Source organism: Streptomyces sp. HUAS TT11 (assembly GCF_051553595.1).
Taxonomy (GTDB): domain Bacteria; phylum Actinomycetota; class Actinomycetes; order Streptomycetales; family Streptomycetaceae; genus Streptomyces.
This window is the reverse complement of record NZ_CP196184.1, coordinates 8,201,240-8,227,207: the sequence shown is the minus strand read 5'-3', so window position 1 is coordinate 8,227,207 and position 25,968 is coordinate 8,201,240. Positions and strand designations below refer to the sequence as shown.

Below are 25,968 nucleotides of genomic sequence, written 5' to 3'. Positions count from 1 at the left end.
AGCCGCCGTCGGCAGTCGGATCCTCGACTGCCGACGGCGGCTTCCCGTCTGTCCGGCACGACCGCTCCCGGACGCCCGGTGGCCGGTCGAGGCCCGAGCCGGTCTACGGCACGTCTGCGGCCGGGTCGGCCCACGGTCCGAGACCCGGTACCGACACACCCAGGCGGGACAGCGCCCCGCCCAGCCAGGTCAGCGGCACCATGGCGAGGGCGGTCGCGGCCGACTGCGGCGGCGCCGCGTCCACGGCGGCGGTCTCCGCGGACTCCCCGTTCAGCAGGCCGATTCCGGCCAGGCGGCACGAGAGCGGCTTCACCGCCGAATGCAGCAGCACGGCGCCGGTGATGGCCGTCAGGGCGATGCCCCAGCCGACCGGGCCCAGCGGGGTGGACCCGAAGAACTGGCTGATGCCCGGGGTCTGGATGATCCCGACCAGGACGGCGGCGGAGCCGATGGTGGCGGCCAGCACCTGCCGGTCCGTACCGCCGCTGATGAGGGTCTGCGCGAGCTGCGTGCCGACCACCGCGGCCAGCGCCACCGTGGCGGCACGGCGCTGTGTTCCCGTGAAGCGTGCCGCCGTCCAGGCGAGACCCGCGCCGAGGGCGGTGGTCAGTCCGCGCTGGAGCATCTCCTGGGTGAGCGCGGTGCCGAGCGACTGCTGGGGGCCTTCCTCCAGCAGTCGCTCCCCCGTGTTCTCGGCCGGGGTGCGGACGGCGATGGACAGCGCGGGGGCGAGATCGGTCAGCAGGTTGACCAGCATGATCTGGCGGGCGCTCAGCGGTGAGCTGCCCGAGATCGCGGATGTGAGCACTCCGAAGGTGACCTCGCCGAGGTTGCCGCCGATCAGAATGGCCAGCGCCGTCCTGACCGAGGCCCACATCGCCCTGCCCTCGGTGAGCGCGGTGACGATCGTCTCCAGGCGGTCGTCACCGATGACCAGATCGGCCGCGGCGGTGGCCGCGGGCGTGCCCCGCCGCCCCAGGGCGATGCCGACGTCGGCGAGACGGATCGCGGGCGCGTCGTTCGCGCCGTCACCGGTCATCGCCACGACCCGTCCGAGACGCTGGAACGCCTGGACGATGCGGACCTTGTGGCGCGGGGTGCACCGGGCGATCACATCCACCTTCGGCAGCAGGACGTCGAGCGCGTCGTCGTCCAGCTCGTCCAGCTCCGGCCCGGTGCACACCGTCTGGTCCGGATCGCCGGTGACCGCGGTCGCGATGGCCTCGGCGGTGGCGGCGTGGTCCCCGGTGAGCAGAACCGTGTGCACACCGGCCGCGCGCAGCCGGGCGGTGGCCGAGGCGGCGCCGGGGCGCACCGGGTCGGCCAGCACCACGAATCCGAGGAAGACCAGGTCCTGTACCGCGTCGTCGGTGAGCTCCTCACCGGGTCGCATGGTGCGTTCGGCGACCGCGAGGACACGACGGCCCGCGCCGGCGAGTTCCTCGGTCGCCGCGGTGAGCGCGCCGCGCCCGGATCGGTCGAGCACCGTCTCGGCCCCGTTCAGGCGTCTGCGCCGGCAACGCTCGAGCACCGTCTCCGGGGCCCCCTTCACACTGAGCAGGGTGCCGTCCGCGGTGCGTCCCGCCGTGGCGTGGTAGGCGCGGGAGGGATCGAACGGAAGGGTGTCGGTGCGCCGCCATCGGGGCGCGCCGCGGCCGGCCGGCACCCGTGCCCGGCGGGCGCCCGCGGCCACGGCCCGATCGGTCTGATGGGCCATCGGCTCGGACTGCCGGGCGGCGGGCGTGGCCCGTAGCGCGGCCGCCAGGATCGCCTTGTGCGGTGCGCCGAGCCGGTCGACGGGGAGCATACGGTCCCCGTCGCTCAGGGCCGCGAGCTGCAGATTCCCCTCGGTGAGCGTGCCGGTCTTGTCGAAGCACAGCACATCGGCCCGGCCCAGCGCCTCGATCGTGCGCGGATTGCGCACCAGCGCGCCGTGGTCGGCCAGCCGGCGTGCGGAGGCCAACTGGGCGGCGTTGACGAGGAACGGCAGCCCCTCGGGGACGGAGGCGACCGCCAGGTTCACCGCCGATGCCAGGCTCTGGGCCAGCGGGCGCCCGTGCAGCATCCCGGCTCCGGCCACCGCCAGCGCGGAGACCGTCGCCACCGGGAGACTGGCCTTGGTCAGCGACGAGAGCCGCGCCTCGACCCCGGTGACCGGTGCCGCCTCCCGCGCCGTGGCCATGGTGCGCCCGACCTCGGTGGCGGCGCCCGTGGCCACGACCACCGCGAGCGCCTCCCCCGCGGAGACGGTGGTGCCCTCGTAGAGCATCGAACGGCGGTCGGTGAGATGCGCGGCCACCACGGGAGCCGGGTCCTTGGCCACGGGCAGTGCCTCGCCGGTCAGCGACGACTCGTCGACCTCGAGCCCGTCGGCCTCCAGCAGCCGGCAGTCGGCCGGCACGACGTCCTCGGGCCTGAGCAGCACGACGTCCCCGGGTACCAGGTCCTCTGCGGTGACCAGCCGCTCGCGGCCCTCGCGCCGTACCCGCGCCCCGACCGCCGAGCGGGCGGTGAGCTCGGCGAGGGCGCGCTCGGTCCGGACCCGCTGGAACCCGCCGACCAGCGCCGACGTGGCGGTGATCGAGGCGACCAGTGCGGCGTCCGCCCGCGAGCCCACGGCGGCGGCCAGCGCGGCACCGCCGGCCAGCACCGGTGTCAGCGGGTTGGCCAGCTCCTCGACGAACGCCGACAGCAGTGTGGTCCCGGGCGCCGCGGCGGCACCCGAACCGCCCTTGGCCCGTGTCACGGCCTCTGCGTCGGACAGCCCCTCGCCGCTCGTGTGCAGCCGGTCGAGGACCCGGGAGGGCGGCATCAGATGCCAGGGCACGGTCTCGACGGACGGGGTGACGGGGCGGGAGAACAACTGCCTGGCCCGCCAGACGCCCAGGCCGAAGGCGACGCCTCCGGCGGTGTTGCACGCCGCCTGCCCACGCGAGCACGCCTCGCCGACCGGCGCCCGCATCGCCGCCACCGCGCCGATTCCGCTGCCGCTCGCGGCCAGTACCGCGCTGTCCCGGTCGACCTGCCGGGCCGCACCGACACCGCTCAGGACCAGCGCGACCGAGTCGAGGTCGGTGCCGACCAGCAGGTGTGCGCCCCAGGCGGGCGGCTCGCCCTCACGGTGGACCCCGATGCCGCAGTCGGAGGCCCCGAGGGCCCGGCGGTTCCCGGACACCAGCAGCACCACCGCGCCGTCCGCCTGCAGGGCGCGGACCGACGCCACCAGATCGCTCCCCCCGGGCACCATCGCGTCGACGAAGCCGAGCTCCGGGTAGGGCCGGTCGCCTGCGAGGACCACCCGGATCCCGGAACGACGGGCCGCCGCCGCCAGGGCCTGCGCACCCGGGAGTGTCTGCATCGCCACGCCAGCGACGGCCGTCAGGCGGCGCCGGCAGGCCAGGCCCAGCACCAGTTCGCCGCCCCGGCCGCGTATCCGGTCCGCGTGCCGCCGCCCGGTGCGGCCGGTGAGCTCCAGGTCCTCCAGCGGGCCGAGCGCCCAGCCGTCTTCGTCATGGTGGATCCGACCGGGTGCGGCCGGATCGAACAGGCTGAAGAGCCGGTCGGAGACCTCCGCCGGCTCGGCGCCGCCGAGCAGTTCCAACTCGGTGAGTTCGTGCCGGCCGCCCCGCAGCACGTCCACGTCGAGGAGCACGGTGTCCACCTGCCCGAGGCGGCGCAGCGCGCTGCGGTCCATGGCCACGACGCCGCGCAGCGCGAGATACCGGCCAAGGGTGGTGGCGAAGCCCTCACGCCCGGCCTCCGGTGCCTTCGGCAGGCCCGACAACGCCACCGCGAGCGCCCGCCGGGGGCCCGCGTACGGCAGGGCCAGGGCACCGACGGCCGCGGCGGCCCCCATGGCCCGTTCGGCGTAGCGCGCGGTCACGTCCTCGTGCACCGCCGGCCGTTCCACCACGATCGGCTCGGCCTGCGCGTCCCGCGGTCCCCGCACGAGTCGGGGCTCCGCCTCCACCCATGCGTCGAGTGCCGCGTTCGCCTCGCGCCACTGCGCCACCCGCTGCGCGACATCGAGCACCAGCCCGCCGCCGCGCGTGGCCACACCCTGGACGAAGGCATTGAGCATCGGAACGACCGATGCCCGGCTGTCCTGCGCGCTCAGGCCCGGCAGCACCACACGGCGCAGCCAGGGATGCTGCTGCACGGCCGTGGCGAGCGCCCCCACCTCGGCGGGCAGAGGTGTCCACGGCGACAGTCGCGTGGCCGCCGTGAGGAGCAGACCCGCCACGTCCGCCGCGAGAACCGGGAGCGCAGGGCGTCTGCCGGGTGCCTCCGACGGGTGATGCGGCTCTGGGCACCACCCGTCGAACAGGCCCGAGCCCCCGATGGCGGCGGCCCCGTGGGACTCCGCGTGGTCGATGATCTCGACGAGTTCCCGCAGCGGTGGTGGCGGCGAGGCCAGTTCGACGACGACCCGCTCGGCCGGCGCGTTCACCCGCGCCCAAACGACGCCGGGATGCTGCTCCAGCGCGTGTTCCACGACGCGGCCGACCCAGGTCCCGCTGGGCCCTCGTACCCCGCGCGCCTCGATGTGGCAGCGCCCCGGACGGGACCACACGTCCCGCCGTTCGATCCCGAGCAGCATCGCGGTCACGTCCGCGGCTCCGCGCACGCCGGCGGCCAGGCCGCCGGCCAGTCCCCAGGGCAGCGGCGGCACGGACGGCAGCGGCAGCGGCAGCGGCAGCGGCAGACGCACTCCGGACAGCAGCGACATCGTGTGTCACCTCCCCGGACGGGCCGGTTCCTCGTCCAATTCCGCTCATCCTGACCCGCCCCCCGCGCCGCCGCCCGGCGAGCTGAGCCGAATGGATTCCTGGCTCGCAGGCTCCCTGCCCCGCAGGTAGCTTGTGCCTCGTCGGGGGGCGAAGTCCCGCACCCACGAACGGATGTGAACCGTGACCACGCCGAAGACCGTCCAGAAGCGCCCGTCCGCAAACGGCAAGAGCCCGGCAACACGCAGCAAGAGTCCGGCCACGCGGAGCAAGAGCACCTCGCGCCCCGCCCCCAGGGCGAAGACGCCGCAGCGGCCCGCCGCACGGCCGAGGTCGACGTCGCCGAAGACCAGCCCCGGCGCTTCACACGGGGGGCGCGGCCTCACCCTCACCGTGCCGCCGCTCGGCGAGACGGCCACCCGGGCCGTGCGGCAGGTCGCGGCCCTTCCCGTCACCGCCGTGCGCCGCGTTCTCCCCGCCAAGGGAGGCCTGCCGCTGTACGCCGGCCTCGGCGCGCTCGCGGTGGTCGGTGCCCTCGAGTGGCCGCTGGCGGTCGGCATCGGCGTCGGCTACGCCCTCCTGCGGCACCACGGACCGCTCGCTCCGCCCTCCGACCCCGAGTGAGCCACATGCCACGTGGCCGCGACCGGGTGTATCCATGAAGTATGCGATCGCAGCCTCACGACGGTGGCGGCTGGGCCTGGACGTCGAACCGAGGCCTCGTGGTGATGCCTCTCGCCCTGATCGTGGCGATCACGGTCGCTGACATCCTTGCCCCACAGAACATTCACCTCGGGCCGCTGCTGGTGGTCGCACCGGCGCTCACCGCCTCGTTCGGCGGTTCCAGGCTCACCGCCGCCGTCGGCGCCCTCTCGATCGCGGCTCTCGTGGTGCTCTCCGCGGTACGCACCAGCGTCTTCACCTCGAACCACGAGAGCCAGCTCATCGCCCTGGTCGTGATCAGCGCATTCACCGTGATCTTCTGCCGGCTGCGGGAACGGCACACTGCGGAACTGAGGCAGGTACGGTCGGTGGCCGAGGCCGCCCAGCAGGTCGTACTGCAGCCGCTGCCGGAACGGATGGGCACCCTGCGCATCGCCAGCGCCTACGCGGCGGCCACGGACCAGGCCCGCATCGGCGGAGATCTGTACGCGGCCGTGGCCACCCGGCGCGGCACCCGCCTGCTCATCGGCGACGTCCGTGGCAAGGGTCTGCCCGCCATCGAGGACGCGGCTCTCGTACTGGGCGCGTTCCGGACGGCGGCACATCGCGAGCCGACGCTCACCGACCTGCGGAGCGAACTCGAGGCGACGGCGTGCTGGAGCATGTCCCAGCCCGTCAAGGAGGGCACGGACGCGGAGGAGTCCTTCATCACCGCGGTGCTGATCGACATCCCGGACGACGCGCCCGAGGTGCACATCCTCAACTGTGGGCACCCGCCGCCGCTGCGGCTGCGGGACACGCAGGTCACCGTGCTGGCCCCCCGGCGGTACTCGATCCCGGTCGGCATGTGTCTCCCCCAGGCACCGCGCGGCGACGTCGAGACCTTCGCCTTCCGGCCCGGGGACATGCTCGTGCTCTACACCGACGGCGTCTCCGAGGCCCGCGACGGCTCCGACGGCTTCTACCCTCTCGCCGAGCGCGTCGCCGCCTGGCCGGACACGGACACTCCGGCCGGGCTCGTCGACCATGTCCGCCGCGACATCCTCGACTTCTGCGGCGGCACGTTCGGCGACGACGCCGCGCTCGTCGTGGTGCAGCGCAAGACCGTCACCGGCCGCCACGCGGCCCCGCCCGCGGCGGGCCCGTCCCTCCGGCGCCCCGCCGTGACCCACCGGAACCTGCCATAGCCGCTGCTCGACGTCGCCCGGCTGCCCACGCTGCGTCGACTGATGGACACCGTGCGGTCACGCCCGCGGGGAAGGTTTCCGCCGTCCCCATGCCTCGCCTTGTATCCGTCCGCCGCGCATCACGCCGGTGCGACGCGGAAGGACGACGTGCGCCGTGTCCCTGCTGCCGCTCGAAGAAGTCCCCGGACCGCTCCCTGCCCACCTCCGCTCGCCCTCGGTCGGCCGCCTCGCCCGCCGGGCCCTGAGTCTGCTCCCGCTCCTGCTGATCGGCGCATGGGCCGCGACCGACTGGCGTGCCGTGCGCGACGGCGCCGCCCGGCTGGCCTCCGCCGACCCCTGGTGGCTGCTGGTCGCGGTGGCCTTCACCTGTCTGGGCTGGGTGACCGCCGCGGTGGTCCGCCAGGGCGCCGTGCCCGAACGGCTTCCGCCGGGGCTGCTGCTCGCCTCGCAGTTCGCCGCGGGCGCCGCCAACCACGTACTGCCGGCGAGCATCGGCGCCCATGCCGTCACCCTGCGCTTCCTCCAGGGCCGCGGCATACCCCTTGCCCGGGGCACCGCCTCGCTCGCCCTGTACTCGCTGGTCAAGCCGATCGCGAAGACACTGGTCCTGCTGGTCTTCCTCGTGGCCTTCCCGGAGATGCTCCGGCTCGGTGAACTCGTCCCGGACAAAGGGATGGTGCTGCTCGCCGTGGGGATCACGGCGATCGTGCTCGTCGTCGCAGCCGTGCTCCTGACGGTCGTACGGCGGTTGCGCCGCCCGGTGCTGTGCCTCGTGCAGACCGCCCTGACCGACGCGCGGCTGCTGCACACCATGCCCAGCCGGGTCCTGGCCCTCTGGGGCGGGTCGGCCGCGGCACCGGTGTTCCAGGCGACCGTGATCGCCGCACTCGGGACGTCGCTCGGGATGACGCTGTCCTGGGCGCAGGTGGTCTTCGCCTTCCTCGCCGCCAGCACCGCGGTCGGGGCCGTGCCCGCACCGGGCGGAATCGGGCCCGTGGACGCGGCGACGGTGTTCGCTCTGGTCGCCTACGGCACACCGATGGGCCTGGCCACGACCACCGTCATCGGCTATCGCGTCCTGACGGTCTGGCTGCCCCTGCTGCCGGGCGCGCTCGTCCTCGCGGCCCTCGTCCAGCGCAAGGTGCTGTGAGGCGGACACCGGCGGACACCGGATACGTCCGGCCGCCCGCACATCGCATCGGCCGGCCGCCACCGGACGTAGGCCGAACTACCGAGACCGGCCTCCGACCCGGGTCGGAGGCCGGACCCTGACCAGGTCACTAGGGTCGACCCAGCCCAACGATCACATGTGCCGCTCCGGGCCGGGATTCCGCTCGATGCACCCCTGTGAACGGGGTGGCGCGACTCAACTGCCATCGCCCGGTCGAGGTGAGCTATGCCCAACAGCGGTTACACATACGTCTGCCCGTTCGACGAGTTGGAGGACGGCGTCCCCCGGCGGTTCGAGCCGGACGGCGTTCCCCTCGCCCTCGTCCGGGCCGAGGAGGAGGTCTTCGCGATCCACGACGTGTGCTCGCACAGTGCGGTGGCGCTCTCCGAGGGCGAGGTCGACGGCTGCACGATCGAATGCTGGCTGCACGCCTCGCGCTTCGATCTGCGGACCGGCAAGTCCCTCGACCCGCCCGCGCGGATTCCCGTCCCGGTGTACCCGGTACGGATCGAGGACGCCGCGGTGTACGTGCGACTGGTCCCGGAGAGCGGACGATGACCCTCCCGTCACAGGGTCCGGCGGCCGAGCGGGCCGATGCGGCACGCAATCGGGCCCGGCTGCTGGAGGCGGCCGCACGGCTGGTGGCCGAACGCGGCGCCGGGCAGGTGACCATGCAGGCGGTCGCGGAGGCGGCCGGTGTCGGAAAGGGCACGCTGTTCCGGCGGTTCGGCGATCGGGACGGACTGCTGCTCGCCCTCCTGGACGAGGCCGAGGAGGCGTTCCAGGATGCCTACACCTCGGGCCCTCCCCCGCTGGGACCGGGAGTGTCCGCGGCCGACCGGCTGGCGGCCTTCGGCTGCGCCCTGCTCGACCGCGCCACATGCACCACGGACCGGGGCATGGCGCTGGTACGCCACGTGGACTGCGAGCGCCGGGGCGCCTCCCGGATCCACCACGCCTTCCACGGACATGTCACGGCGCTGCTGCGGGGGGCGGGCGGCGGCGGGGACCCCGAGATGCTCGCCTTCGCCCTGCTCGCCTTCGCCGACATCGATCTGTGGGACCGTCTGCTGCGGGACGACGGAATTCCCGCCGCCCGTATCCGGGCCACCTGGCTGGATCTCGTGGAGCGGATGACAGGCACGGGATGACGGGCACGAAGGTCCGTGCGCCTGCCCGTTGCCACCCGGCCGCCCGCATCCGGGGTCGTTTCCCGGCGCACCCGCCCGGCGGTAGCGGCGCCCGATCACCGGCACCCTCTGCCACCGGCCTCCTGGGCTAACGTCATGCCACGTGTGCAACGGCTCCGCGACGGACGCCGCCGACACAGTCATGTCTCTTCCAGCCCTGGACAGGAGCCCTCCGTGCGCTACGACATCACCGGCATCCGCGCGCAGTTCCCCGCCCTGGCCGCCGGCACCGCCCACTTCGACGGTCCCGGGGGCACCCAGACTCCACAGCCCGTCATCCAGGCCATCACCGACGCACTCGCCCGGCCCCTGTCGAACCGGGGCCACGGGACCGCCGGAGAGCGCAACGCGGAGACCCTCGTCACGGAGTCCCGCCGCGCCATGGCGGATCTCCTCGGCGCGCAACCGTCCGGGATCGTCTTCGGGCGCAGCGCCACCCAGCTCACCTACGACCTCTCGCGCAGCCTCGCCAAGGGGTGGGCCCCGGGGGACGAGGTCGTCGTCACCCGCCTCGACCACGACTCCAACATCCGTCCCTGGGTCCAGGCCGCCGAACGGGCCGGAGCCACCGTCCGCTGGGCCGACTTCGACCTCACGTCCGGGGAACTGAGCGTCGAGGACATCCGCGCCGTCCTGTCGGAGCGCACCCGGCTGGTCGCCCTCACCGCGGCCTCCAACCTGATCGGCACCCGTCCCCCGATCCCCGCAGTCTCCCGTCTGGTGCACGAGGCCGGGGCCCTGCTCCACGTCGACGGCGTGCACCACGCCGCACACTCGCTGGTCGACCTCGGACCGCTCGGCGCCGACTTCTTCGTCTGCTCGCCGTACAAGTTCCTCGGTCCCCACCTCGGCGTCCTCGCCGCCGACCCGGAGCTGCTGGAGACCCTGCACCCGGACAAGCTGCTCCCCTCCACCGACACCGTGCCGGAGCGCTTCGAACTCGGCACACTGCCCTACGAGTTGCTCGCCGGGACCCGTGCCGCGGTGGACTTCCTCGCCGGGCTCGACCCCGACGCCGCCGGCACCCGTCGCGCACGCCTGACGTCGTCCTTCGACCAACTCGAGGCACACGAGGCGACGTTGAGGACGCAGCTCGACAAGGGCCTGTCCCAGCTCGAGCAGGTCACGGTGCACTCACGGGCGGCCGACCGCACGCCGACCCTGCTGATGACCTTCGAGGGACGCAGCACGGTGGACGCCTACCGATTTCTGGCCGAACGCGGTGTCAGCGCGCCCTCCGGGTCCTTCTACGCTCTCGAGGCATCCCGCCGGCTGGGCCTCGGGGACACCGGCGGGCTCCGGGTCGGCCTCGCGCCGTACAACGACTCCAACGACGTCGACCGGCTGCTGGAGGGCCTCGCCGACTTCCTGCGGTCCTGAGCGCCGACGAACTGCCGCCCGGCGTCCGCGACCACGCGATGCGATCCGCGGACGCCGGGCGTGCGGCGTCAGACGTGCTGCCGGCCCCCGGCGAGTGCGGGCAGCAGGCGCTGGGCGTTGTCGCGGTTGATGCAGCGACGCTGTTCCTCGTCGAGGGCGGGGTCGTTGTCGAGCGCGGGTGCGGTGACGCCCGTCACCAGGTGGGCCGGGGTGGGAGGCCAGTCACTGCCGTAGAGGATCCGCGAGGAACCCACGACGGACAAGAGGCTCGGCGTCGCCGACGGCGACATGGGACCTGCCGTGTCGTAGTAGAAGCGATGCAGATGGTCGCGCACCCGGGCGGCGTCCACCTTCGGTGTCAGATGGTCTCCGAACACCTCGAGACGGCTCGCGATGTACGGGAGGAAGCCGCCCCCGTGCGGCAGGATGAAGGTGATGTTCGGGAAGCGGTCCAGGGTCCCGTTCATGATGAGACTGATCCCGGCACGCGTCGTGTCCATCAGGAAGTCGCACAGGTAGGGCGGGACGCCCGGTAGGTCCCCGTCCCCGCCGGGGACGTCCATGGGGTGCGTACTGACCACGGCGGAGCGCTCGTTCAGCTCCGCCATGATCCGGTCCTGGGACGGATGCCCGAGGTACAGGCCCTTCATACTGGTCCGCACGCTGACCCCGACGGCCCCTCTGTCGTCCATCCCGTAGCCGAGCGACCACGTCGAGAGTTCGGGGCTGTCGAGGAAGACGGGGGTGTAGAAGGCGAAGCGGCCGGAGTGGCTGTCGGCCAGGTCTCCGGCCGCCTGCAGGGCGATACGAGCGCTCTCCTTGCGCAACTTCGGGTCCTGGAGGCGCCCGAGCATCGCGACGGTGAACACACTGGTCCGGATTCCCGCCCCGTCCATCAACGTCAGGGCCCGGTCGACGTCCCACTGCGTCCAGGGCGGGAGGTGCTTGCGATCGACGATGTCCTGCTTATCCGCCCAGTCGATCCACTCCGGCGCGGTGTAGTGGTGGTGGACGTCCACCCGTGCGCGGCGCGCATCACCCTCCGCCGACCCACCGTGCCCGGCGCCGGCCGCCTGAGCCGCGCCGTCCGCCGTCTGCAGTGAAGTCATGGACAGGCCCCATTTCTGTGGTCGCACCTGAGGAATCGGGGTTCCGGGCGTTGTCCGGTCAACGCCCCAGGATCTGAAGGAGCACCTCGGCCAGTTCCTTTTCCTTGTCCCGCGGCTCTCCCTCGGACCGCCAGGCCACGAAGCCGTCGGGCCGCACGAGGACCGCGCCCGCAGGGGTCGTCCCGTGCACCGGCGCCCAGTCCGGGCCGTCCCCGGTGTCCAGGTCGAACTCCGCGCCCGCGCCGATCGTGCAGGACTCGAGCGGCACGTTCAGCTTCGCGGCCACGTTCTCGCCGGCTGTGCGCCAGTCCACGCTCCCGCCGAGCAGAACGAAGGAGCGCTCGTACAGGTCGACGGTGGACAGAGTGACACCCTGGCGGGTGACCCACAGATGGGGTGCACGTGTCCCGGGGTCCGCGCACAGCGACAGTTCGTCCGGGATGATGGGCTCCTCCGCCTTCGCGCCCACGACCGCCGCGGAGGCGTAGCGGTAGCCGAGCGCCACCGTCATCAGATCCGTCGAGTCGCTCGTCGCCGTCCTGGCGGTGTACCCGGGGTGCTGTTCACGGGCCGCCTGCAGCGTCGCGCGTGCGCTCGTGGCCTGCGCCACGGGGCGGCGCTCGGCCTCGTAGCTGTCCAGCAGCTTGGGGTCCGCCCAGCCGCGCAGCACCGCCGCGATCTTCCAGGCGAGGTTGTGCGCGTCCTGGATACCGGTGTTGGAACCGAACGCGCCGGTCGGAGGCATCTCGTGGACCGAGTCGCCCATGAGGAACACCCGCCCGGCCCGGTAGCTGTTCGCCACCCGGTCCGCCGCGTGCCACGGGGCCTTTCCGGTGATCTCGACGTCCAGATCACGCACTCCGACCGCCGCCCGGATGTGCTCGGTGATGCGGTTGTCGGTGAAGTGCTCGAGCGTCTGCCCGCGCTCGGGGAACCACGGGACGTGGAAGACCCACTGCTCCTCGTTGTCCACGGGCAGCAGCACGCCGTCGCCCGAGGGCTCGGTGACATAGCACACGACGAAGTGGTCGTCGCCCGCCACCTCGCGCAGGAGCTTGCTGCGGAAGGTGACGCTGACGTTGTGGAACAGGTCTCCCGAACCGGAGTGCTCGATGCCGAGTCGCTGGCGCACGGGGCTGCGGGGACCGTCGGCGGCGAGAAGGTAGTCGGCACGCACGGTGTGGGTCTCGCCGGAGTCCCGGGCCTGCAGGACGGCGGTCACCCCGTCGTCGTCCTGGGTGAAGGACAGCAGTTCGGTGCTGAAGCGCACGTCTCCGCCGAGGCTGCGGGCGCCCTGGAGCAGCACCGGCTCCAGGTCGTTCTGGCTGCACGCGCACCGGACGGTCGAGCACACCCCGTCCTCCGGCGGCCTCCCGGTCAGCCGCGCGGACAGCCAGCGGCGGTTGCCGCTGTGCAGGGTGTCCACCTGGAGGATGCCGTGGTTCCTCGACAGCGTCGCTGCGGCCTGCCGGATCGCGGGCTCGAGGCCCGCGGTGCGGAACAGTTCCATCGTGCGCATGTTGTTGCCCCGGCCCCGGGGATGCGCCGAGGTGGCCGTATGACGCTCGACGACGCGGTGCTGAACCCCGAGTCTGCCGAGGAAAACGGATGCGGACAGGCCCACGAGTGAGCCTCCCACGACCAGGACTGGGACATAGTCGTTGCCGCGATCGTTCATCGCGTGTTCTCCTCCGGAGTCAGCGTCTGCGGTTGAGACGGCCGTTGTCACCGGCCTGCTTCTAGTTCTTTGCCATGCGCTGCCGAGCGATATTCAGTGATCACCCGCACAGCGGCACAAATGCCCCGCCGAAGGTGCCGGGCGCGTACCCGCAGGTGGGGGTCGTGCGATCGGGCGAATGGCGTTTACGGTCCGGATCCCACCGGGGAATGCTGGGTCGAACGTCATATGTCCGCTGTCCCGTGGGCGAGCGGGAACATTCAGAAAGGCCGTGGGAATGACTCAGCTCGACGAACGGGACGTGACAGAGGCGACCGAGAGAGCGGCTGCGGCGGCATCCCGTGGTGAGGCCTCGTACCGCGCCGACCCCTACCCGGTGTACGGGTGCCTGCGCGAGACCGCGCCGGTGTGCCGGCTGTCCCCTCCGCACGGCGTGGAGACCTATCTGATCACGCGCTACGACGACGCGAAGGCCGCGCTGACGGATCCGCGCATCAGCAAGGACATGTACGCGGCCATGGACGCGTACCACACCATTTTCGGTGACTCGTCCGTCGCGCTCGACGACAACATGCTCTTCTCGGACCCGCCCAAGCACACCCGGCTGCGCCGCATCGTGAACAGCGCGTTCACCCCGCGTCGTATCGAGTCACTGCGTCCCCGAATTCAGCAGGTCACCGACGAACTGCTGGAGCGGTGTTCCGGGTCCGCGCCGATCGATCTGCTGTCGTCCTTCGCATTTCCGCTGCCGCTCATCGTCATCTGCGAACTCATCGGTATTCCCGAGGAGGAGCGTGAGGACGCACAGAAGCGGTGTGCGACGGTGGCGCGTACCGGTTTCAGCAAGGCGGACAAAGAGAAACTCGCGGTGGCCGAGGGTGCCTTGCGGGACTATTTCGTCGAGCTCATCGCGCGTAAGCGGCAGAATGCCACCGACGACCTGCTCAGCGATCTGATCCGGACGCAGGACGAGCAGGGCGCCATGAACGACGGCGAGTTGCTCTCGACCCTCTGGGTGCTGCTCTTCGCCGGCCACAAGACCACCGCGTACCTCATCGGCAACGCCGTGTACAACCTGTTGCGCCACCGCGACCAGCTGAGGGACGTCATGGCGGACCCCGAGCTCCTGCCGAACGCGATCGAGGAGATCATCCGCTACGAGGGCTCGGTGGAGAACGCGACGTTCCGTCACGCGCTCGAGGACATCACCATCAGGGACACGGTCATCCCCAAGGGTTCCCTCGTGCAGGTCGCCGTGGCCTCCGCCAACCGTGACCCGGAGAAGTTCGAGTCGCCGGACACCTTCGACATCAGGCGGAAGGGCCTGCAGAGCGCCCATCTCGGCTTCGGCAGCGGAGCGCACTACTGCCTCGGTGCGCCGCTGGCCCGTATGGAGATGCGGATCGCGTTGACCACGCTCTTCGAGCGGTTCCCGAACATCGAGCCGGCCGATCCCGCTGCGGAGGCGGCGTGGCTCAAGGTGCCCTTCCCGGCGTTCCGGGGGCTGGAGAAGCTTCCGGTGATCCTCGAACCCGCGCAGGCACGCGGAGTCTGACCCCGGCCGTTCGGTCGAGGGGGGTGGAAGCCGTCGCCCGTCGGGCGGCGGCTTCCTGTCGTCCCATCCTCCTGGCACCTTCGGCGGGCCGTGCTCGCGTTGGTGCCGCCCGTCGCCGTCAGCCGGGCTGGAGGACGAAGTCGTACTCGGCGTGCAGATACGGCTGTTCGATGTGGCTGCCGTCGGGAGCGGTGCCCGCCGGCTTCTCGGTGAACCGCACGATGAGCGCGTCCTTCGTACCGAAGACCACATCGCTGTCCAGGTACTCGCTGCCCTCCTGGAACAGGTGGGTGATGAGCTTGCGGTATCCGGGCTCGTCGATGAGGAAGTGGACGTGCGCGGGCCGGAAGTAGCTGATGTCCGTCGTACTGATCAGGTCGCCGACCGGTCCGTCCATGGGGATGGCGTACCCCCGGGGCGCGATGGTGCGGATGCAGTAGGTGCCGTCCTCCCGGGCCTGGTACTTGGCCCGCAGCCGGGCTTCGTCGATGTCGGGGATCTGGGCCTCGTAGGCGCCGTCGGCGTCGGCCTGCCACGCGTCGAGGACGGCCGCGGCGACGGGCTTGCCGTCGACGTCGACGACCCTGCCGGTGACGAACAGGGGTGTTCCGGGGATGCCGTCCGACATGTCGAAGCCGTACGGGGCGGCGGGCGACCCGTCGATGTGGAACGGGCCGAGCACGGTGGCGGGCGTGGCCTGCGCCGAGAACCGGTTGTTCAGCTGCACGACGAGCATGCTCAGTCCGAGGACGTCGGAGGTGAGGATCAGCTCCTGGCGCTTGTCGTCGCTGATCCGGCCGGCGGCGGTCAGCCACTGGATCGCGGCCATCCACTCGTCCTCGGTCAGCTGCACCTCACGGGCGAAGGCGTGCAGATGGCGGATCAGGGCGGTCATGAGCTCCGCCTGCCGGGGCGAGTGGGCGGTCGCCCAGCGCCGGGCGGCGAGGTCGGTGATGTTGTCCTCGTCGACGTACACGATTGCGGCTCCTTGGTCGGCGGTGCGTATGCGGTGACGACGGTCCACGGCCCGACGGCCCGTCGGCGGCGCGGTCAGCCGTCGCGCCGGCCGTCGTCGAACGGTTGCGGGAGGTAGGGATCCGGGGGGACGGGGGTGTTGTTGAGGTCCACGGACAGGAAGACGTCCTGCGCGACCGGGTGACGGAGTTCCTCGGCGAGTTGGCCGATCAATCCGGCTGTCCGGGCCAACAGGGCGAAGCCGCGCAGCAGGGGCAACGGAAGGCCGAGGTCGGCGAGGGCGGCGCCGCAGACTCCGGCTCCGTTCAGGGGGAGCGTCTTGCCCAGCACGGTCGGATGGACCCGGCCGATGGCGGCGAACAGCGACAGGTGCGGACCGAACAGGCCTTCCTCCGTCGCGATCCGCATCAGCCGCGGCGTGCGGGGGTCGCCCTCCTTGTGCACATGGTGGCCGAGTCCGGGGACGAACGTGCCGGAGGCACGCCGCTCCCGCAGCGTGTGCAGGGCCACCGCGTCCCAGCCCGCCTCGTCGGTCGGCAGTGTCCCGTCCTGCGACTCCAGCACCTCGTGCAGGAACCTGCCGGTGTCCTCGGTGACTCCGAGGAAGCGCGAGCCGCCTCCGAGCAGACCGGCGGCGAGTGCGCCCTGGACGGAGTCCGGCGCGGACAGGTAGGTCAGCCGGGTGACGATGGCGGTGGGGGTGAACCCGTGGTCGGCCAGGGCGGCGAGCACGGCCTCGAAGACGCGTGTCTCGCCGGCGCTGGGGCGCCGCTGCACGGCCAGCCAGAACGCCAGCTCACCGAAGCCCACCGAGCCCATGATGTCCTCGGCGAGGTCATGGCCGAGGAGTGTGATGTTCTTCAGGTCGGACGCGCCCAGCGCGGTGGGGTACGCGGCGCCCGTCGTCGGCTCAGACACGGCCCTGCTCCTCGGGTTCGGACAGCCACGTGCGCAGTTCTGCACCGTGCTCGTCCAGTTGCGGCGGTGGCAGCCGATAGGTGGCGGGTGTCGCGGAGAAGCGGATCGGGTGCCGGGTGGTGGGTACGGCGCGCTCCCCCTCCCCCACGCTGACGACCGGTTCGAGACCGAACCGGTCGGCCATGGCGAAGCCGCCGTCGATGGTGTTGATCGGCCCGCTCGGGACGCCCGCCTCGACCAGCAGGTCGAACCATTCCTCTGCTCCGCGCTTCCTCAACTGCTCCACCAGAAGGGGCCGCAACTCCTCCCGGTTGGCGGTGCGGTCGGCGTTGCGGGCGAAGCGCGGGTCGTCGGCGATCTCCGAAATGCCCAGCACCTCGCACAGCTTGCGGAACTGCCCGTCGTTGGCCGCTGTCACGATGAGGTCGTTGTCGGCCGTGGGCAGCGGTTCGTAGGGGAACACGCTGGGGTGGGCGTTGCCCATCCGGTAGGGCACGGTTCCGCCCGCGACATACGCGGAACTGTGGTTGACCAGACCGGTCAGGGCCGAGGAGAGCAGGTTCACCTCGATCAACTGGCCCTCACCGGTGGCATCCCGATGGCGCAGCGCCGCCAGGATGCCGATCGTGGCGTGGTTGCCCGCCATGACGTCGAACACGGAGATCCCGGCCCGGTAGGGCGGCCCGTCCGGGTCGCCCGTGAGGCTCATCAGGCCCGAGATGGCCTGCACCATCAGGTCGTATCCGGGCACATGACGGCCGGCACCGGAGCCGAAGCCCGTGATCGAGGTGTAGATCACGCCGGGGTTGTCGCGACGCACCGTGTCGAAGTCCAGACCGTACTTGGCGAGCCCGCCGGGTTTGAAGTTCTCGATCAGCACGTCGGCGCGGCGGGCGAGTTCGCGCGCGATCACGACGTCGGACTCCTGCCGCAGGTCCAGCGCCACGGAGCGCTTGCCGCGGTTGATGCCGAGGTAGTAGGTCGAGACCTCGCCCCGGACCGGGGGCGTCCAGGACCGGGTGTCATCGCCGTGCGGTCCCTCGACCTTGACGACGTCGGCGCCGAGATCGGCGAGCAGCATCGTGGCGTACGGACCGGCCAGGATGCGCGAGAAGTCCGCCACCAGCACCCCGGAAAGCGGACCCGCGCCGGCCGGACGAGTGGGCGTCGAGCTCTCTGACATCGACCGACCTTGCCTCTCTGTCCGCCCAGCGGACGCCTGTCCGTGGCTGCGATTCTGAGGCTCCGACGGTCAAGGCGTCAAGGTTTCACCGCCACACCTGCCGGCCGGGTCAGGTGCGGCGCGGAGTCGAGCCGGGCGAAGTCCACGCTGATCTCGCCCGCGGCCTGCAGAAGAACCGGCAGGTGGTCGTGGAGCAGTGTCTCCACCGACGTCTCGGCCGCGTGCGAGTTGACGTTGACGCTCGCGACGACACGGCCCGACCCGTCGCGCAGCGGCGCGGCCACCGACCGGATGCCCCTCGCCAACTGCTCGTCGGTCATCGCCCAGCCGCGGGCGCGCACCTCGCGCAGTTCGGCCTCCCACTCCGCCCGCTCCGGCCGCCACACGGGGACCAGGCCCGACCGGGTCGGCTCGGCCAGGACCCGGGTGACGTCCGCGGGCGGCAGCGCGGCCAGCAGCACCTTGCCCAACGAGGTCTGCAGCGCCGGGAACCTGGTGCCGATCTGCACGGCCAGCGTGACGATCTTGGGTACGGAGGCCCGGGCGACGTAGACGATGTCCGAGCCGTCGAGCTGGGCGATCGAGCACGACTCGTTCGTGCGCTCGACCAGCCGCTCCAGATGCGGCCTCGCCACGTCCCACAGACCCATCGAGCGCACGTAGGCCATCCCCAGGTCGAGCACCCGAGGGGTCAGCGCGAACCCGCCGTCCTGCTGTCGTGCGTAGCCCAACTCGGCCAGGGTCAGCAGGATCCGGCGTGCGGTGGGCCTGGCCAGCCCCGTCGCCTGGGCCATGTCGGTCAGCGACATCACCGGCCGGCGGGGCTCGAAGGCGGTGATCACCTCAAGCCCTCGGGCCAGCGCTTCGATGAAGTCGGGCCCGGTTCCTTCACGGGGCATGGGAACTCCTCCTGCCGATGACAACGGCCGTCCGCCTCGCGGACAGCCTGACACAGGCACTTTATGCAGCGACACGCGCTCCGGCACACACAGGAGTCCATCCAGGCATCCGCGCCGTCCGTCCATCGGACACTGGGCACGTGTTCTGACCACCGAGGATTCGCCTGCGTCCGGTATTGACATCGGCCTGATGCGGACCCACGATCCTCGACAACAGTTGACCGTCATACGGACGTTCGTCCGAAAGGGAGACAGTGATGAGCCAACCCCTCGAATTCCTGCCGGGACGGGCCGTCGTCTTCCGCAACGGCACGGTGCTTCCCATGGACCGGGGCCGTTCGGTGCTCACCGGCACCGACGTGCTTCTGGCAGGCGACCGCATCGCCGCGGTCGGCCCGCGGCTCGCCGTACCGGACGGGACGGTCGAGATCGACGCGGACGGCGGCATCGTCATGCCGGGGATGATCGACACGCACCGGCACATGTGGCAGACGGCGATGCGCGGCTACGGCGCCGACTGGACGCTCACCCAGTACTTCGTCTGGTACTACCTCGAACACGGCAGGGTCTTCCGGCCCCAGGACGTCTACGCCGGGAACCGGCTGGCCGCCGTGGAGGCGCTCGACGCCGGCGTGACCACCGTCGTGGACTGGTCGCACGGGCTCCAGACACCCGATCACGCCGACGCGGCGGTCGACGCGCTCCAGTCGGTCCCCGGACGGTTCGTCCTCGCCTACGGCAACATCCAGCAGGCTCCTGCGGAATGGACCCGGGCGCCGGGGTTCCGGGACTTCGTGCGCCGGCGCATCTCGGACGACGACATGCTCGGCTTCCAGCTCGCCTTCGATGTGACGGGCGATCCGGAGTTCCCCGAGAAGCCGGCCTTCGAGGCGGCGCGCGAGCTGGGCCTGGCCGTCACCACCCATGCCGGGGTCTGGGGCGCCACCAACGACGACGGCATCCGGCTGATGTACGAGCACGGATTCATGACACCCGAGACGGTCTATGTGCACGCCTCGACGCTGTCCGCCGACTCCTACCACCGCATCGCGGCGACGGGCGGCTCGGTGTCGGTGTCCACGGAGAGCGAGCAGAGCGCCGGGCAGGGCTACCCGACCACCTGGGCGATACGGTCCCACGGCATCCCCGTCTCGCTGTCGATGGACACCAGTGTGTGGTGGAGCGGCGATCTGTTCTCCGCCATGCGCACCACCCTGGGTGCCGACCGGGCCCGCCAGCACCTGGATGCGCACGGCAGGAACGAGACCGTCACCCACGCGGCCCTGCGCGCGGACCAGGTGGTGGAATGGGCCACCCTCGGCGGCGCCAGGGCCCTGGGCCGCGAGAAGGACCTCGGCAGTCTCGAGGTGGGCAGGAAGGCCGACGTCGTCCTGCTGAAGAACGACCACTCTCCGGTCTCGTTCCCTCTGCTCAACCCCTATGGCCACGTGGCGTTCCAGGCGCAGCGCGGTGACGTCCACACCGTGGTCGTGAACGGAAAGGTGGTCAAGCACGAACACCGCCTGCTCGGCGTCGACCTCGGCGCGGTGCGGCACGAGGTCGAGCAGACCGTGGAGCACCTGCGGTCGACGATCGGCGAGGAGGAGTGGCACAAGGGCATGAACCCCGACATCCCCGAGACGAAGGTCCTCGACAACCCGTACACCTACACCGACTACCGCAGCTCCACCACACACCACCGCTGAGTCGCGCACCGGCCGGATCGGGACACGGGAGGTCACCGCGATGAGCGTCGGACTGCTACTGCTGCGGCTGTTGCTCGCCGCCCTGCTGTTCGGACATGCGACGCAGAAGCTGCGTGGCTGGTTCGGCGGTTCGGGACGTGCCGCCACCGGCGCGATCTTCGAGCAGTGGGGCTTCGTGCCCGGTGCACGGATGGTGCTGGTGGCCGGACTGGCCGAGCTCCTGGGTGCGGCCTCGCTCGCGGCGGGCCTGCTGACACCCGGCGGCTGCGCGCTTGTCGTCGGCACGATGACGGTGGCCGCCGTCGCGACGTCGGTCAACGGCTTCTGGGCCCAACGCGGCGGCTGCGAGGTCCCGTTCTGGTACGGCGCGGCGGCGGCGGTGCTCGCGTTCACCGGCCCGGGCCCCTGGTCGCTCGACGCCGCCCTGGGGCTGCGGTGGTCTCCCGACTACGCCTGGGGCACCGCCGCAACGGCACTCGGACTGCTCTCCTCCGCGGTCCCTCTCGCCTCCCGTTCGCGGGTCCTGCGCGAGAGGAGGACGACCGCACCGCGGGGCGAGGACCCGGCAGCGGTCTGACCGCCTGCGCGGCCCCCGTCCCTCCCCTCCGGGGGCGGGGGCCGCCGCTCCTTGCGTCAGTACTTCGCGGCCCCGGCCACGATCGCCTCCCGGATGCGGTGATACGTCCCGCAGCGGCAGATGTTGCGGATCTCGTCGAGTTCGGCCTCGCCGATCTCGCGGCCCTCCTCGCGGGCCTGACGCACCTTCGCGACGGCGGCCATGATCTGGCCGGGCTGGCAGTAGCCGCACTGGGCGACGTCGTGCTCGAGCCAGGCCTCCTGCATCGGGTGCAACTCTCTGCCGACGGTGGCGGGCAGGCCCTCGATGGTGGTGATCTCGTCATCGGGCCCGATGTCCTTGACCGGGACCGAACAGGGGTTGAACGCCTTGCCGTTGATGTGGCTCGTACAGGCCTGGCACACGCCGAGCCCGCAGCCGTACTTCGGTCCGGTGACGCCCAGGACGTCCCGGAGCACCCACAGCAGCCGCACGTCGCCCTCGATGTCCACGGTGACGGCTTTTCCGTTCAGGATGAAGGTGTGTTGGGGCACGTGGACTCCTAGAAGGCGCGGCTCAGACCGTCGGTGGGCGACGCGGGGACGGGCGGCGTGGTCGGCAGCGGCTCGAAGCCGAGCGGTTCGCCGTGGTTGATCGGGAAGGTCGTCGGCATCGCGCCGGTGGCGCGGCCGTAGGCGCAGGCCACGGCGGCCATCGCGCCCGCGACGGCGAGCTCACCCGCTCCACCTGGGTGCCCGGTCGTCGGCGGCATGACGACGATCTCCAGCTCGGGCGGCGTGTTCCACTGCCGGGTGTAGAAGTAGTTGTCCCAACTGCCCTCCAGGAAATACCCGTTGTCCAGGTGCAGGCCGGAACTGAGGGTGAGGGCGATGCCGTCCATGATGCCGCCCATCATCTGGGCCTCCAGGCCCCGCGGGTTGACGGCGAGGCCCACGTCGACCGCGCAGACGACCCTGGTGACACGGGGTCCGGCGTAGGCGTCGCGGATCTTCCGGCCGGTGGTCTGCGGCCGGCAGTCGATCTCGGCGAGGACGGCTACGTACGCGTGGTATTCGGGGTGGATCGCGATGCCCTGTGCCGTGCCGGCGGGCATGCTGCGACCCCAGCCTCCCACGTCGGCGGCCTTGTCCAGAACGGCCCGCGCCCGGGAGTCCTTGAGGAAGGCGCGGCGTACGGCGTAGGGGTCCTTTCCCAGCCGTTTCGCCAGCTCGTCCACCACAAGTTCCTGCGCGCAGCGCACGTTGGGCGAGTAGATGTTGCGCATGGAACCGGTGTTGAACCCCTGGTCGGTCTCGCTGAGCAATTGGGTGACGACACCGAAGTTGTAGGGGGTCTGCTGGGTGAGGGTGAAGATCGTCTCCGAGAAGGCGAGGCCGCCGACGGGCAGCCTGGCGGCCTCGGCGGTGATGATCTCGCCCACGCCATGACCGAAGTCGGTGGACACGGACGTGTGGCGCTGGTCGTAGGTGAGCACCTGGCCGAGTGCGTAGGTGGCCCGGACCCGCGAGGTGGACATGGGGTGGGTACGGCCCTGCCGGAAGTCGTCGGTGCGGTGCCACATCAGCTTCACCGGTTTGCCCATGGCCCTGGAGATCTCGGCGGCCTCGGCGGCGGCGTCGTGGAAGAGCTTCCGCCCGAAGGACCCTCCGCCCTCGGTGACATGGACCTTGACCGCGGTGACCGGAAGACCGAGTTCCAGCGCGATCTGCTCCTGTGCGGTGATCGGCGACTTCAGACTGGCCCAGATCTCGGCGGAGTCCTTCCGGACGTCGGCCACCGCGCAGTTGGTCTCCAGCGCGCTGTTGCTGGCGAAGTGGAAGGTGAAGCGGGCGTCGACGGACCTGGTGAGCAGATCGATGGCGGGCAGTGGGAGTTCGGCCCTGCGCAGCTCGTCGCGCACGGTGTCGTCGGACTTGCCCTCCGCGGTACCCGGCCCCCAGTCGACCTCGAGGGCGCGGACCGCGTCGATGCACTGCCCGAAGGTGCGGCCGCGCACGGCGACACCGGTGGAGACCGCAACGACGTCCGTGATGCCCGGCAGTGCCCGTACCTCCGCGAGATTCGCCACCGAGCGGACCGTGCCGTTGACGGTCGGCGGGCGGCACACCATCGTGGGCAGCGCGCCCGGCACCTGGAGGTCCATCGCGAACCGCTTGCGTCCGGTGATCGCCTCGAGTGCGTCGAGGCGTCGCTGCGGGGTCCCGATGACCTCGAAGTCCGGCGGTTCCTTGAGGGTCACCGAAACCTGGGTGCTCGTCATGGATGCTGCTTTGGCGGCCAGTTCGCCGTAGCCGAGGCTTCTTCCGGTCAGTGCGGAGGTGATGACCCCGGCCTTCGCGGTCAGGGTGTCGATCGCCTCGCCCAGTTCGAGGGCCGCCGCCTTCAGCAGCCGCCCGCGGGCAACGGCGGCCGCGACACGGATCGGTGTGAAGGTGGAGACGGTGGTGTTCGACCCGCCGGTGAGCTGGTTGAACAGCAGTTCCGGCCGGGCGTCGGCGAGCGACACCCTGATCCTGTCCACGGGGAGGTCCAGTTCCTCCGCGATGAGCATGGCGCTGGAGGTGGTGATGCCCTGTCCGACCTCGGCCCGCGGCAGCGCGAAGGATGCCGTGCCGTCGGCGTCGATCCGGATCGTGATCAGGTTCGCTGTGGGCAGGGTGGCATGGGTGAGCATGTCGTTGAGGTCGTATATCTCGGCCGGCCCCGGCGGTGAGGGCACCGCCGCGGTCGCCTCCTCGGGAGCCAGCATGCCCTCACCCAGTTGGGCCGCCACGGTCAGGGTCGAGGCGGCCACCACGTACCCCAGGAACCTTCGGCGTCCGATGCCGCCCGGCTCGGCGTCGGCCCCGTGCTGCTGCGGGCGGCGGTGAGATTCCATCGGCTGTACTCCCGACCACGAAGTGGAGTGTGCCCGGACAGGTCGCGAGGCAGGCACGGAGGCGCCCGTCGGCACGGGAGCAACCGATCCGTTCACGGCGGCTCTTGACTGTGCACGGCCGACGTGCACTCCGGAAGATCCCGGTGGCGCATCTCCACGTAAGCCTCACGTCACATCACAGGGAAACCGAAGGGCCCGGTGCGGACTGGGTCCCGTCCTCCCGGTGCGGTCCGCCTCGCAGGGGGGACGCGGGCGTTCAGTACCGTCGGGCCAGACGGTCCGCCTGGGGCGGCCGGCCGAGCCGAGTACAGCGGAGCAGTGAGCGAGGACGGGCTGTCGGTCGTCCCGACCGATCCGCATCAGCAGCCCGGACGGGCGGCCGCCGATCCCGCCGTCGCCCTCGCCGCGGCCATGGCCGACGTGGAAGCGGGCGCGGCGGGGTCCTCGATGGATGCGACCCGGCACACGGCCCTCACCGTGGCCGGCTGCGGCCGGATCCTCAAGCCGACCGCATGTTCGCGCCGCGGTGCGTCCATCGGCGCCGAACGGTGAGCGGACCTGCTCGAGGCCCATGACCGGCACGGCTCACTTGCCCGGACACCCGGATCCCCAGCCGCGAAACCGCCACCACACTCGACGTGTCGGACCACCGGTGGCCTTGCGGCGTCGCCCGGTTCGAGATCCCGTCCGGAACCCCGGCATCATCCGGTGCACCGAGCAGGAACCGGCCGGCCCGGCCGATGCCCCGGAAACCCCGACCGGCAGAAGATCCGGCGAGGACCAGACTGCCGTGGACGGCAGCGGTCGGCTCGGCGGTGTTCGGGGGGCACAGCCCGCATCCGGCACCCGCGCTGCCGGTCGGCGACGGCCGGCCGCCGTCGGCGCGAGTTCGGCTTCAATGACGGGCGGCGCGGGCCCATTCGCCGAGGACGGGGACACAGGACTCGGCGAAGTACTCGTAGTCGGCCGGGGTGTTGTAGACATGGGCGGACACCCGCAGATAACCGATGCCGTCGAAGCTGGTGAAGGCCGCCTCCACGCCCAGTTCCCGGGCCGCACGGTCGCGCAGCGCGTCGGCTTCGATGCGGGTGGGACCCAGGCCGTCCGGCAGCCGTACCAGCCGCATTCCGGGAACCGGCATGCCCACGTCGACGGCGTCGCCGGGGGTGTCGGTCAGATCGGCGATCGCGGCTCCGATCGCGTACGCGGCATAGTTGGCCAGCTCGTCCATGTACCGGCGTGCGTTCTCCCACCCCCAGGTGCTTTCGACGAAGTCGAGGGCCGTGGGTGCGGAGAGGTAGGCGGTCGCGTCCAGCGTGCCCTGCTGGTCGAAGCGGTCGGGATACGGGTCGGCCGCCCCCCACGAGTCGATCAGGGGGTACAACCCGTCGCGCAGCGGGCCCCGGGCGATCAGCGCGGCCGTGCCGCGCGGCGCGCAACCCCACTTGTGCAGATTGCCGACCCAGAAGTCGCAGGTCGCCTCGGCGAGCGGGGAGGCGAGCAGACCGGGTGCGTGCGCGCCGTCCACGAGCAGTGGGATGTCTCGGCTCCGGGCCGCCTCGCCGATCCGCTCCACCGGCATACGGCGGGCGGTGGCCGAGGTGATGTGGTCGACCACGACCAGGTCGGTGTCCTCCCCCATCTCGGCGATCACGGCCGCGGCCGCCTGCTCCTCGTCCGCGTCCAGCGGCACCCGGGCGGTGCGGACCCGGCCGCCCCAACGGCGCGCCAGCCGCTCCGCGCCCATGGTGACGGCACCGTAGCCGTGGTCGGTGACGACGATCTCTCCACCACGACGCCGGGTCAGTGCGGCGAACACGACGCTGGCGCCGGCGCTCGCGTTCGGGACCAGCGCGAGGTCGTCGGCGGCGACCCCGAGATAAGCGGCGAGCTCGACGCGGGTGGCGGCGATCCGCTGCGGCAGTGTCGGGAACCACACCACCGGCGCGCGTTCCATCTCCGCGCGCAGCTCCTCCTGGCGCCGCTGGGCCACGAGGGGAACCGCGCCGAAGGAACCGTGGTTCAGGTGCTTCAGACCGGGGTCCAGTGACCAGGCCTGGACGGCGGGCGCTCCGTCGGCCAGCAGCAGGGGGTGAGGTGCGGTGGCGACCTCGGACTCGCTCACGTGACTCCCTATCCACCGGGCCGGAACAGTCAGAGAACAGCACCCGG

At 71.6% G+C, this 25,968-nt stretch carries 20 protein-coding genes; 10 read left to right on the top strand and 10 right to left on the bottom strand.

What is annotated here, in order from left to right; all coding sequences use genetic code 11:
* Positions 1 to 103: 103 nt before the first annotated feature.
* Entirely contained in the window at positions 104 to 4,729 is a 4,626-nt protein-coding gene (locus ACSHXN_RS36980) for an HAD-IC family P-type ATPase (protein ID WP_438305336.1), read from the bottom strand.
* A gap of 181 nt (positions 4,730 to 4,910) precedes the next feature.
* Here ACSHXN_RS36980 and ACSHXN_RS36975 point away from each other — a divergent pair, with 181 nt between their 5' ends.
* The 6 genes from ACSHXN_RS36975 (at position 4,911) to ACSHXN_RS36950 (ending at position 10,318) form a co-directional block, all read left to right on the top strand.
* Complete coding sequence (locus ACSHXN_RS36975) at positions 4,911 to 5,351, top strand: hypothetical protein (protein ID WP_355141141.1); 441 nt, start codon at positions 4,911 to 4,913, stop codon at positions 5,349 to 5,351.
* A gap of 41 nt (positions 5,352 to 5,392) precedes the next feature.
* A complete protein-coding gene (locus ACSHXN_RS36970) occupies positions 5,393 to 6,577 on the top strand; it encodes a PP2C family protein-serine/threonine phosphatase (RefSeq protein WP_355141139.1) in 1,185 nt (394 codons plus the stop codon).
* 154 nt (positions 6,578 to 6,731) lie between these two features.
* Entirely contained in the window at positions 6,732 to 7,727 is a 996-nt protein-coding gene (locus ACSHXN_RS36965; RefSeq protein ID WP_355141137.1) for a lysylphosphatidylglycerol synthase transmembrane domain-containing protein, read from the top strand.
* A gap of 246 nt (positions 7,728 to 7,973) precedes the next feature.
* A complete protein-coding gene (locus ACSHXN_RS36960) occupies positions 7,974 to 8,306 on the top strand; it encodes a non-heme iron oxygenase ferredoxin subunit (protein ID WP_356114710.1) in 333 nt (110 codons plus the stop codon).
* Complete coding sequence (locus ACSHXN_RS36955; protein WP_355141133.1) at positions 8,303 to 8,899, top strand: TetR/AcrR family transcriptional regulator; 597 nt, start codon at positions 8,303 to 8,305, stop codon at positions 8,897 to 8,899. The genes ACSHXN_RS36960 and ACSHXN_RS36955 overlap by 4 nt, the downstream gene beginning before the upstream one ends.
* Positions 8,900 to 9,112: 213 nt before the next feature.
* Positions 9,113 to 10,318 (top strand): cysteine desulfurase-like protein, encoded by a 1,206-nt coding sequence (locus tag ACSHXN_RS36950; protein ID WP_438305333.1) that lies wholly within the window; start codon positions 9,113 to 9,115, stop codon positions 10,316 to 10,318.
* Positions 10,319 to 10,386: 68 nt separating this feature from the next.
* On the opposite strand, the gene ACSHXN_RS36945 is transcribed toward ACSHXN_RS36950, so the two are convergent.
* Positions 10,387 to 11,427: an amidohydrolase family protein gene (locus ACSHXN_RS36945; protein WP_355141129.1), complete on the bottom strand. Its 1,041-nt coding sequence runs from the start codon at positions 11,425 to 11,427 to the stop codon at positions 10,387 to 10,389.
* 58 nt (positions 11,428 to 11,485) lie between these two features.
* On the bottom strand, positions 11,486 to 13,105 hold the full coding sequence (locus ACSHXN_RS36940) for an FAD-dependent oxidoreductase (RefSeq protein ID WP_355141127.1): 1,620 nt from the start codon (positions 13,103 to 13,105) through the stop codon (positions 11,486 to 11,488).
* 277 nt (positions 13,106 to 13,382) lie between these two features.
* On the opposite strand from ACSHXN_RS36940, the gene ACSHXN_RS36935 reads away from it, so the two are divergent.
* Entirely contained in the window at positions 13,383 to 14,660 is a 1,278-nt protein-coding gene (locus tag ACSHXN_RS36935) for a cytochrome P450 family protein (RefSeq protein WP_355141125.1), read from the top strand.
* Positions 14,661 to 14,778: 118 nt separating this feature from the next.
* On the opposite strand, the gene ACSHXN_RS36930 is transcribed toward ACSHXN_RS36935, so the two are convergent.
* The 4 genes from ACSHXN_RS36930 to ACSHXN_RS36915 form a co-directional block, all read right to left on the bottom strand.
* Positions 14,779 to 15,636, bottom strand: a complete 858-nt coding sequence (locus ACSHXN_RS36930) for a dioxygenase (RefSeq protein ID WP_355141123.1) — start codon at positions 15,634 to 15,636, stop codon at positions 14,779 to 14,781.
* 74 nt (positions 15,637 to 15,710) lie between these two features.
* Positions 15,711 to 16,553 carry a citryl-CoA lyase gene (locus ACSHXN_RS36925; RefSeq protein ID WP_355141121.1) on the bottom strand — a complete coding sequence of 281 codons (843 nt, stop codon included), beginning with the start codon at positions 16,551 to 16,553 and terminating at the stop codon, positions 15,711 to 15,713.
* Entirely contained in the window at positions 16,546 to 17,736 is a 1,191-nt protein-coding gene (locus ACSHXN_RS36920; RefSeq protein ID WP_355141119.1) for a CaiB/BaiF CoA transferase family protein, read from the bottom strand. Before ACSHXN_RS36920 ends, ACSHXN_RS36925 begins: the two co-directional genes overlap by 8 nt.
* Before the next feature lie 77 nt (positions 17,737 to 17,813).
* The gene (locus ACSHXN_RS36915) at positions 17,814 to 18,635 is read right to left on the bottom strand and encodes an IclR family transcriptional regulator domain-containing protein (RefSeq protein WP_356114713.1); all 822 of its coding nucleotides are present in this window, start codon (positions 18,633 to 18,635) and stop codon (positions 17,814 to 17,816) included.
* Between the two features lie 257 nt (positions 18,636 to 18,892).
* On the opposite strand from ACSHXN_RS36915, the gene ACSHXN_RS36910 reads away from it, so the two are divergent.
* Together ACSHXN_RS36910 and ACSHXN_RS36905 are read left to right on the top strand one after the other, a co-directional pair.
* On the top strand, positions 18,893 to 20,341 hold the full coding sequence (locus tag ACSHXN_RS36910) for an amidohydrolase family protein (RefSeq protein ID WP_356114714.1): 1,449 nt from the start codon (positions 18,893 to 18,895) through the stop codon (positions 20,339 to 20,341).
* Between the two features lie 40 nt (positions 20,342 to 20,381).
* On the top strand, positions 20,382 to 20,918 hold the full coding sequence (locus ACSHXN_RS36905; protein ID WP_438305328.1) for a DoxX family protein: 537 nt from the start codon (positions 20,382 to 20,384) through the stop codon (positions 20,916 to 20,918).
* Positions 20,919 to 20,974: 56 nt separating this feature from the next.
* Here the strand turns inward: ACSHXN_RS36905 and ACSHXN_RS36900 are convergent, their stop codons facing one another.
* Both ACSHXN_RS36900 and ACSHXN_RS36895 read right to left on the bottom strand, forming a co-directional pair.
* Positions 20,975 to 21,451: a (2Fe-2S)-binding protein gene (locus tag ACSHXN_RS36900; protein WP_355801567.1), complete on the bottom strand. Its 477-nt coding sequence runs from the start codon at positions 21,449 to 21,451 to the stop codon at positions 20,975 to 20,977.
* 8 nt (positions 21,452 to 21,459) lie between these two features.
* Entirely contained in the window at positions 21,460 to 23,796 is a 2,337-nt protein-coding gene (locus tag ACSHXN_RS36895) for a molybdopterin cofactor-binding domain-containing protein (RefSeq protein ID WP_438305326.1), read from the bottom strand.
* A 318-nt stretch (positions 23,797 to 24,114) separates the two neighbouring features.
* On the opposite strand from ACSHXN_RS36895, the gene ACSHXN_RS36890 reads away from it, so the two are divergent.
* Positions 24,115 to 24,348 carry a hypothetical protein gene (locus tag ACSHXN_RS36890; RefSeq protein WP_438305324.1) on the top strand — a complete coding sequence of 78 codons (234 nt, stop codon included), beginning with the start codon at positions 24,115 to 24,117 and terminating at the stop codon, positions 24,346 to 24,348.
* A 343-nt stretch (positions 24,349 to 24,691) separates the two neighbouring features.
* Here ACSHXN_RS36890 and ACSHXN_RS36885 read toward each other — a convergent pair whose 3' ends face one another.
* Positions 24,692 to 25,921, bottom strand: a complete 1,230-nt coding sequence (locus ACSHXN_RS36885) for an aminotransferase class V-fold PLP-dependent enzyme (RefSeq protein ID WP_438305322.1) — start codon at positions 25,919 to 25,921, stop codon at positions 24,692 to 24,694.
* Positions 25,922 to 25,968: the final 47 nt, after the last annotated feature.

What these genes read in the sequence shown, in the direction of transcription:
- ACSHXN_RS36980 (WP_438305336.1), bottom strand. Translation starts at nt 4,729, where the DNA reads ATGTCGCTGCTGTCCGGAGTGCGTCTGCCGCTGCCGCTGCCGCTGCCG.
- ACSHXN_RS36970 (WP_355141139.1), top strand. Translation starts at nt 5,393, where the DNA reads ATGCGATCGCAGCCTCACGACGGTGGCGGCTGGGCCTGGACGTCGAAC.
- ACSHXN_RS36960 (WP_356114710.1), top strand. Translation starts at nt 7,974, where the DNA reads ATGCCCAACAGCGGTTACACATACGTCTGCCCGTTCGACGAGTTGGAG.
- ACSHXN_RS36955 (WP_355141133.1), top strand. Translation starts at nt 8,303, where the DNA reads ATGACCCTCCCGTCACAGGGTCCGGCGGCCGAGCGGGCCGATGCGGCA.
- ACSHXN_RS36945 (WP_355141129.1), bottom strand. Translation starts at nt 11,427, where the DNA reads ATGACTTCACTGCAGACGGCGGACGGCGCGGCTCAGGCGGCCGGCGCC.
- ACSHXN_RS36940 (WP_355141127.1), bottom strand. Translation starts at nt 13,105, where the DNA reads ATGAACGATCGCGGCAACGACTATGTCCCAGTCCTGGTCGTGGGAGGC.
- ACSHXN_RS36935 (WP_355141125.1), top strand. Translation starts at nt 13,383, where the DNA reads ATGACTCAGCTCGACGAACGGGACGTGACAGAGGCGACCGAGAGAGCG.
- ACSHXN_RS36920 (WP_355141119.1), bottom strand. Translation starts at nt 17,736, where the DNA reads ATGTCAGAGAGCTCGACGCCCACTCGTCCGGCCGGCGCGGGTCCGCTT.
- ACSHXN_RS36915 (WP_356114713.1), bottom strand. Translation starts at nt 18,635, where the DNA reads ATGCCCCGTGAAGGAACCGGGCCCGACTTCATCGAAGCGCTGGCCCGA.
- ACSHXN_RS36910 (WP_356114714.1), top strand. Translation starts at nt 18,893, where the DNA reads ATGAGCCAACCCCTCGAATTCCTGCCGGGACGGGCCGTCGTCTTCCGC.
- ACSHXN_RS36905 (WP_438305328.1), top strand. Translation starts at nt 20,382, where the DNA reads ATGAGCGTCGGACTGCTACTGCTGCGGCTGTTGCTCGCCGCCCTGCTG.
- ACSHXN_RS36895 (WP_438305326.1), bottom strand. Translation starts at nt 23,796, where the DNA reads ATGGAATCTCACCGCCGCCCGCAGCAGCACGGGGCCGACGCCGAGCCG.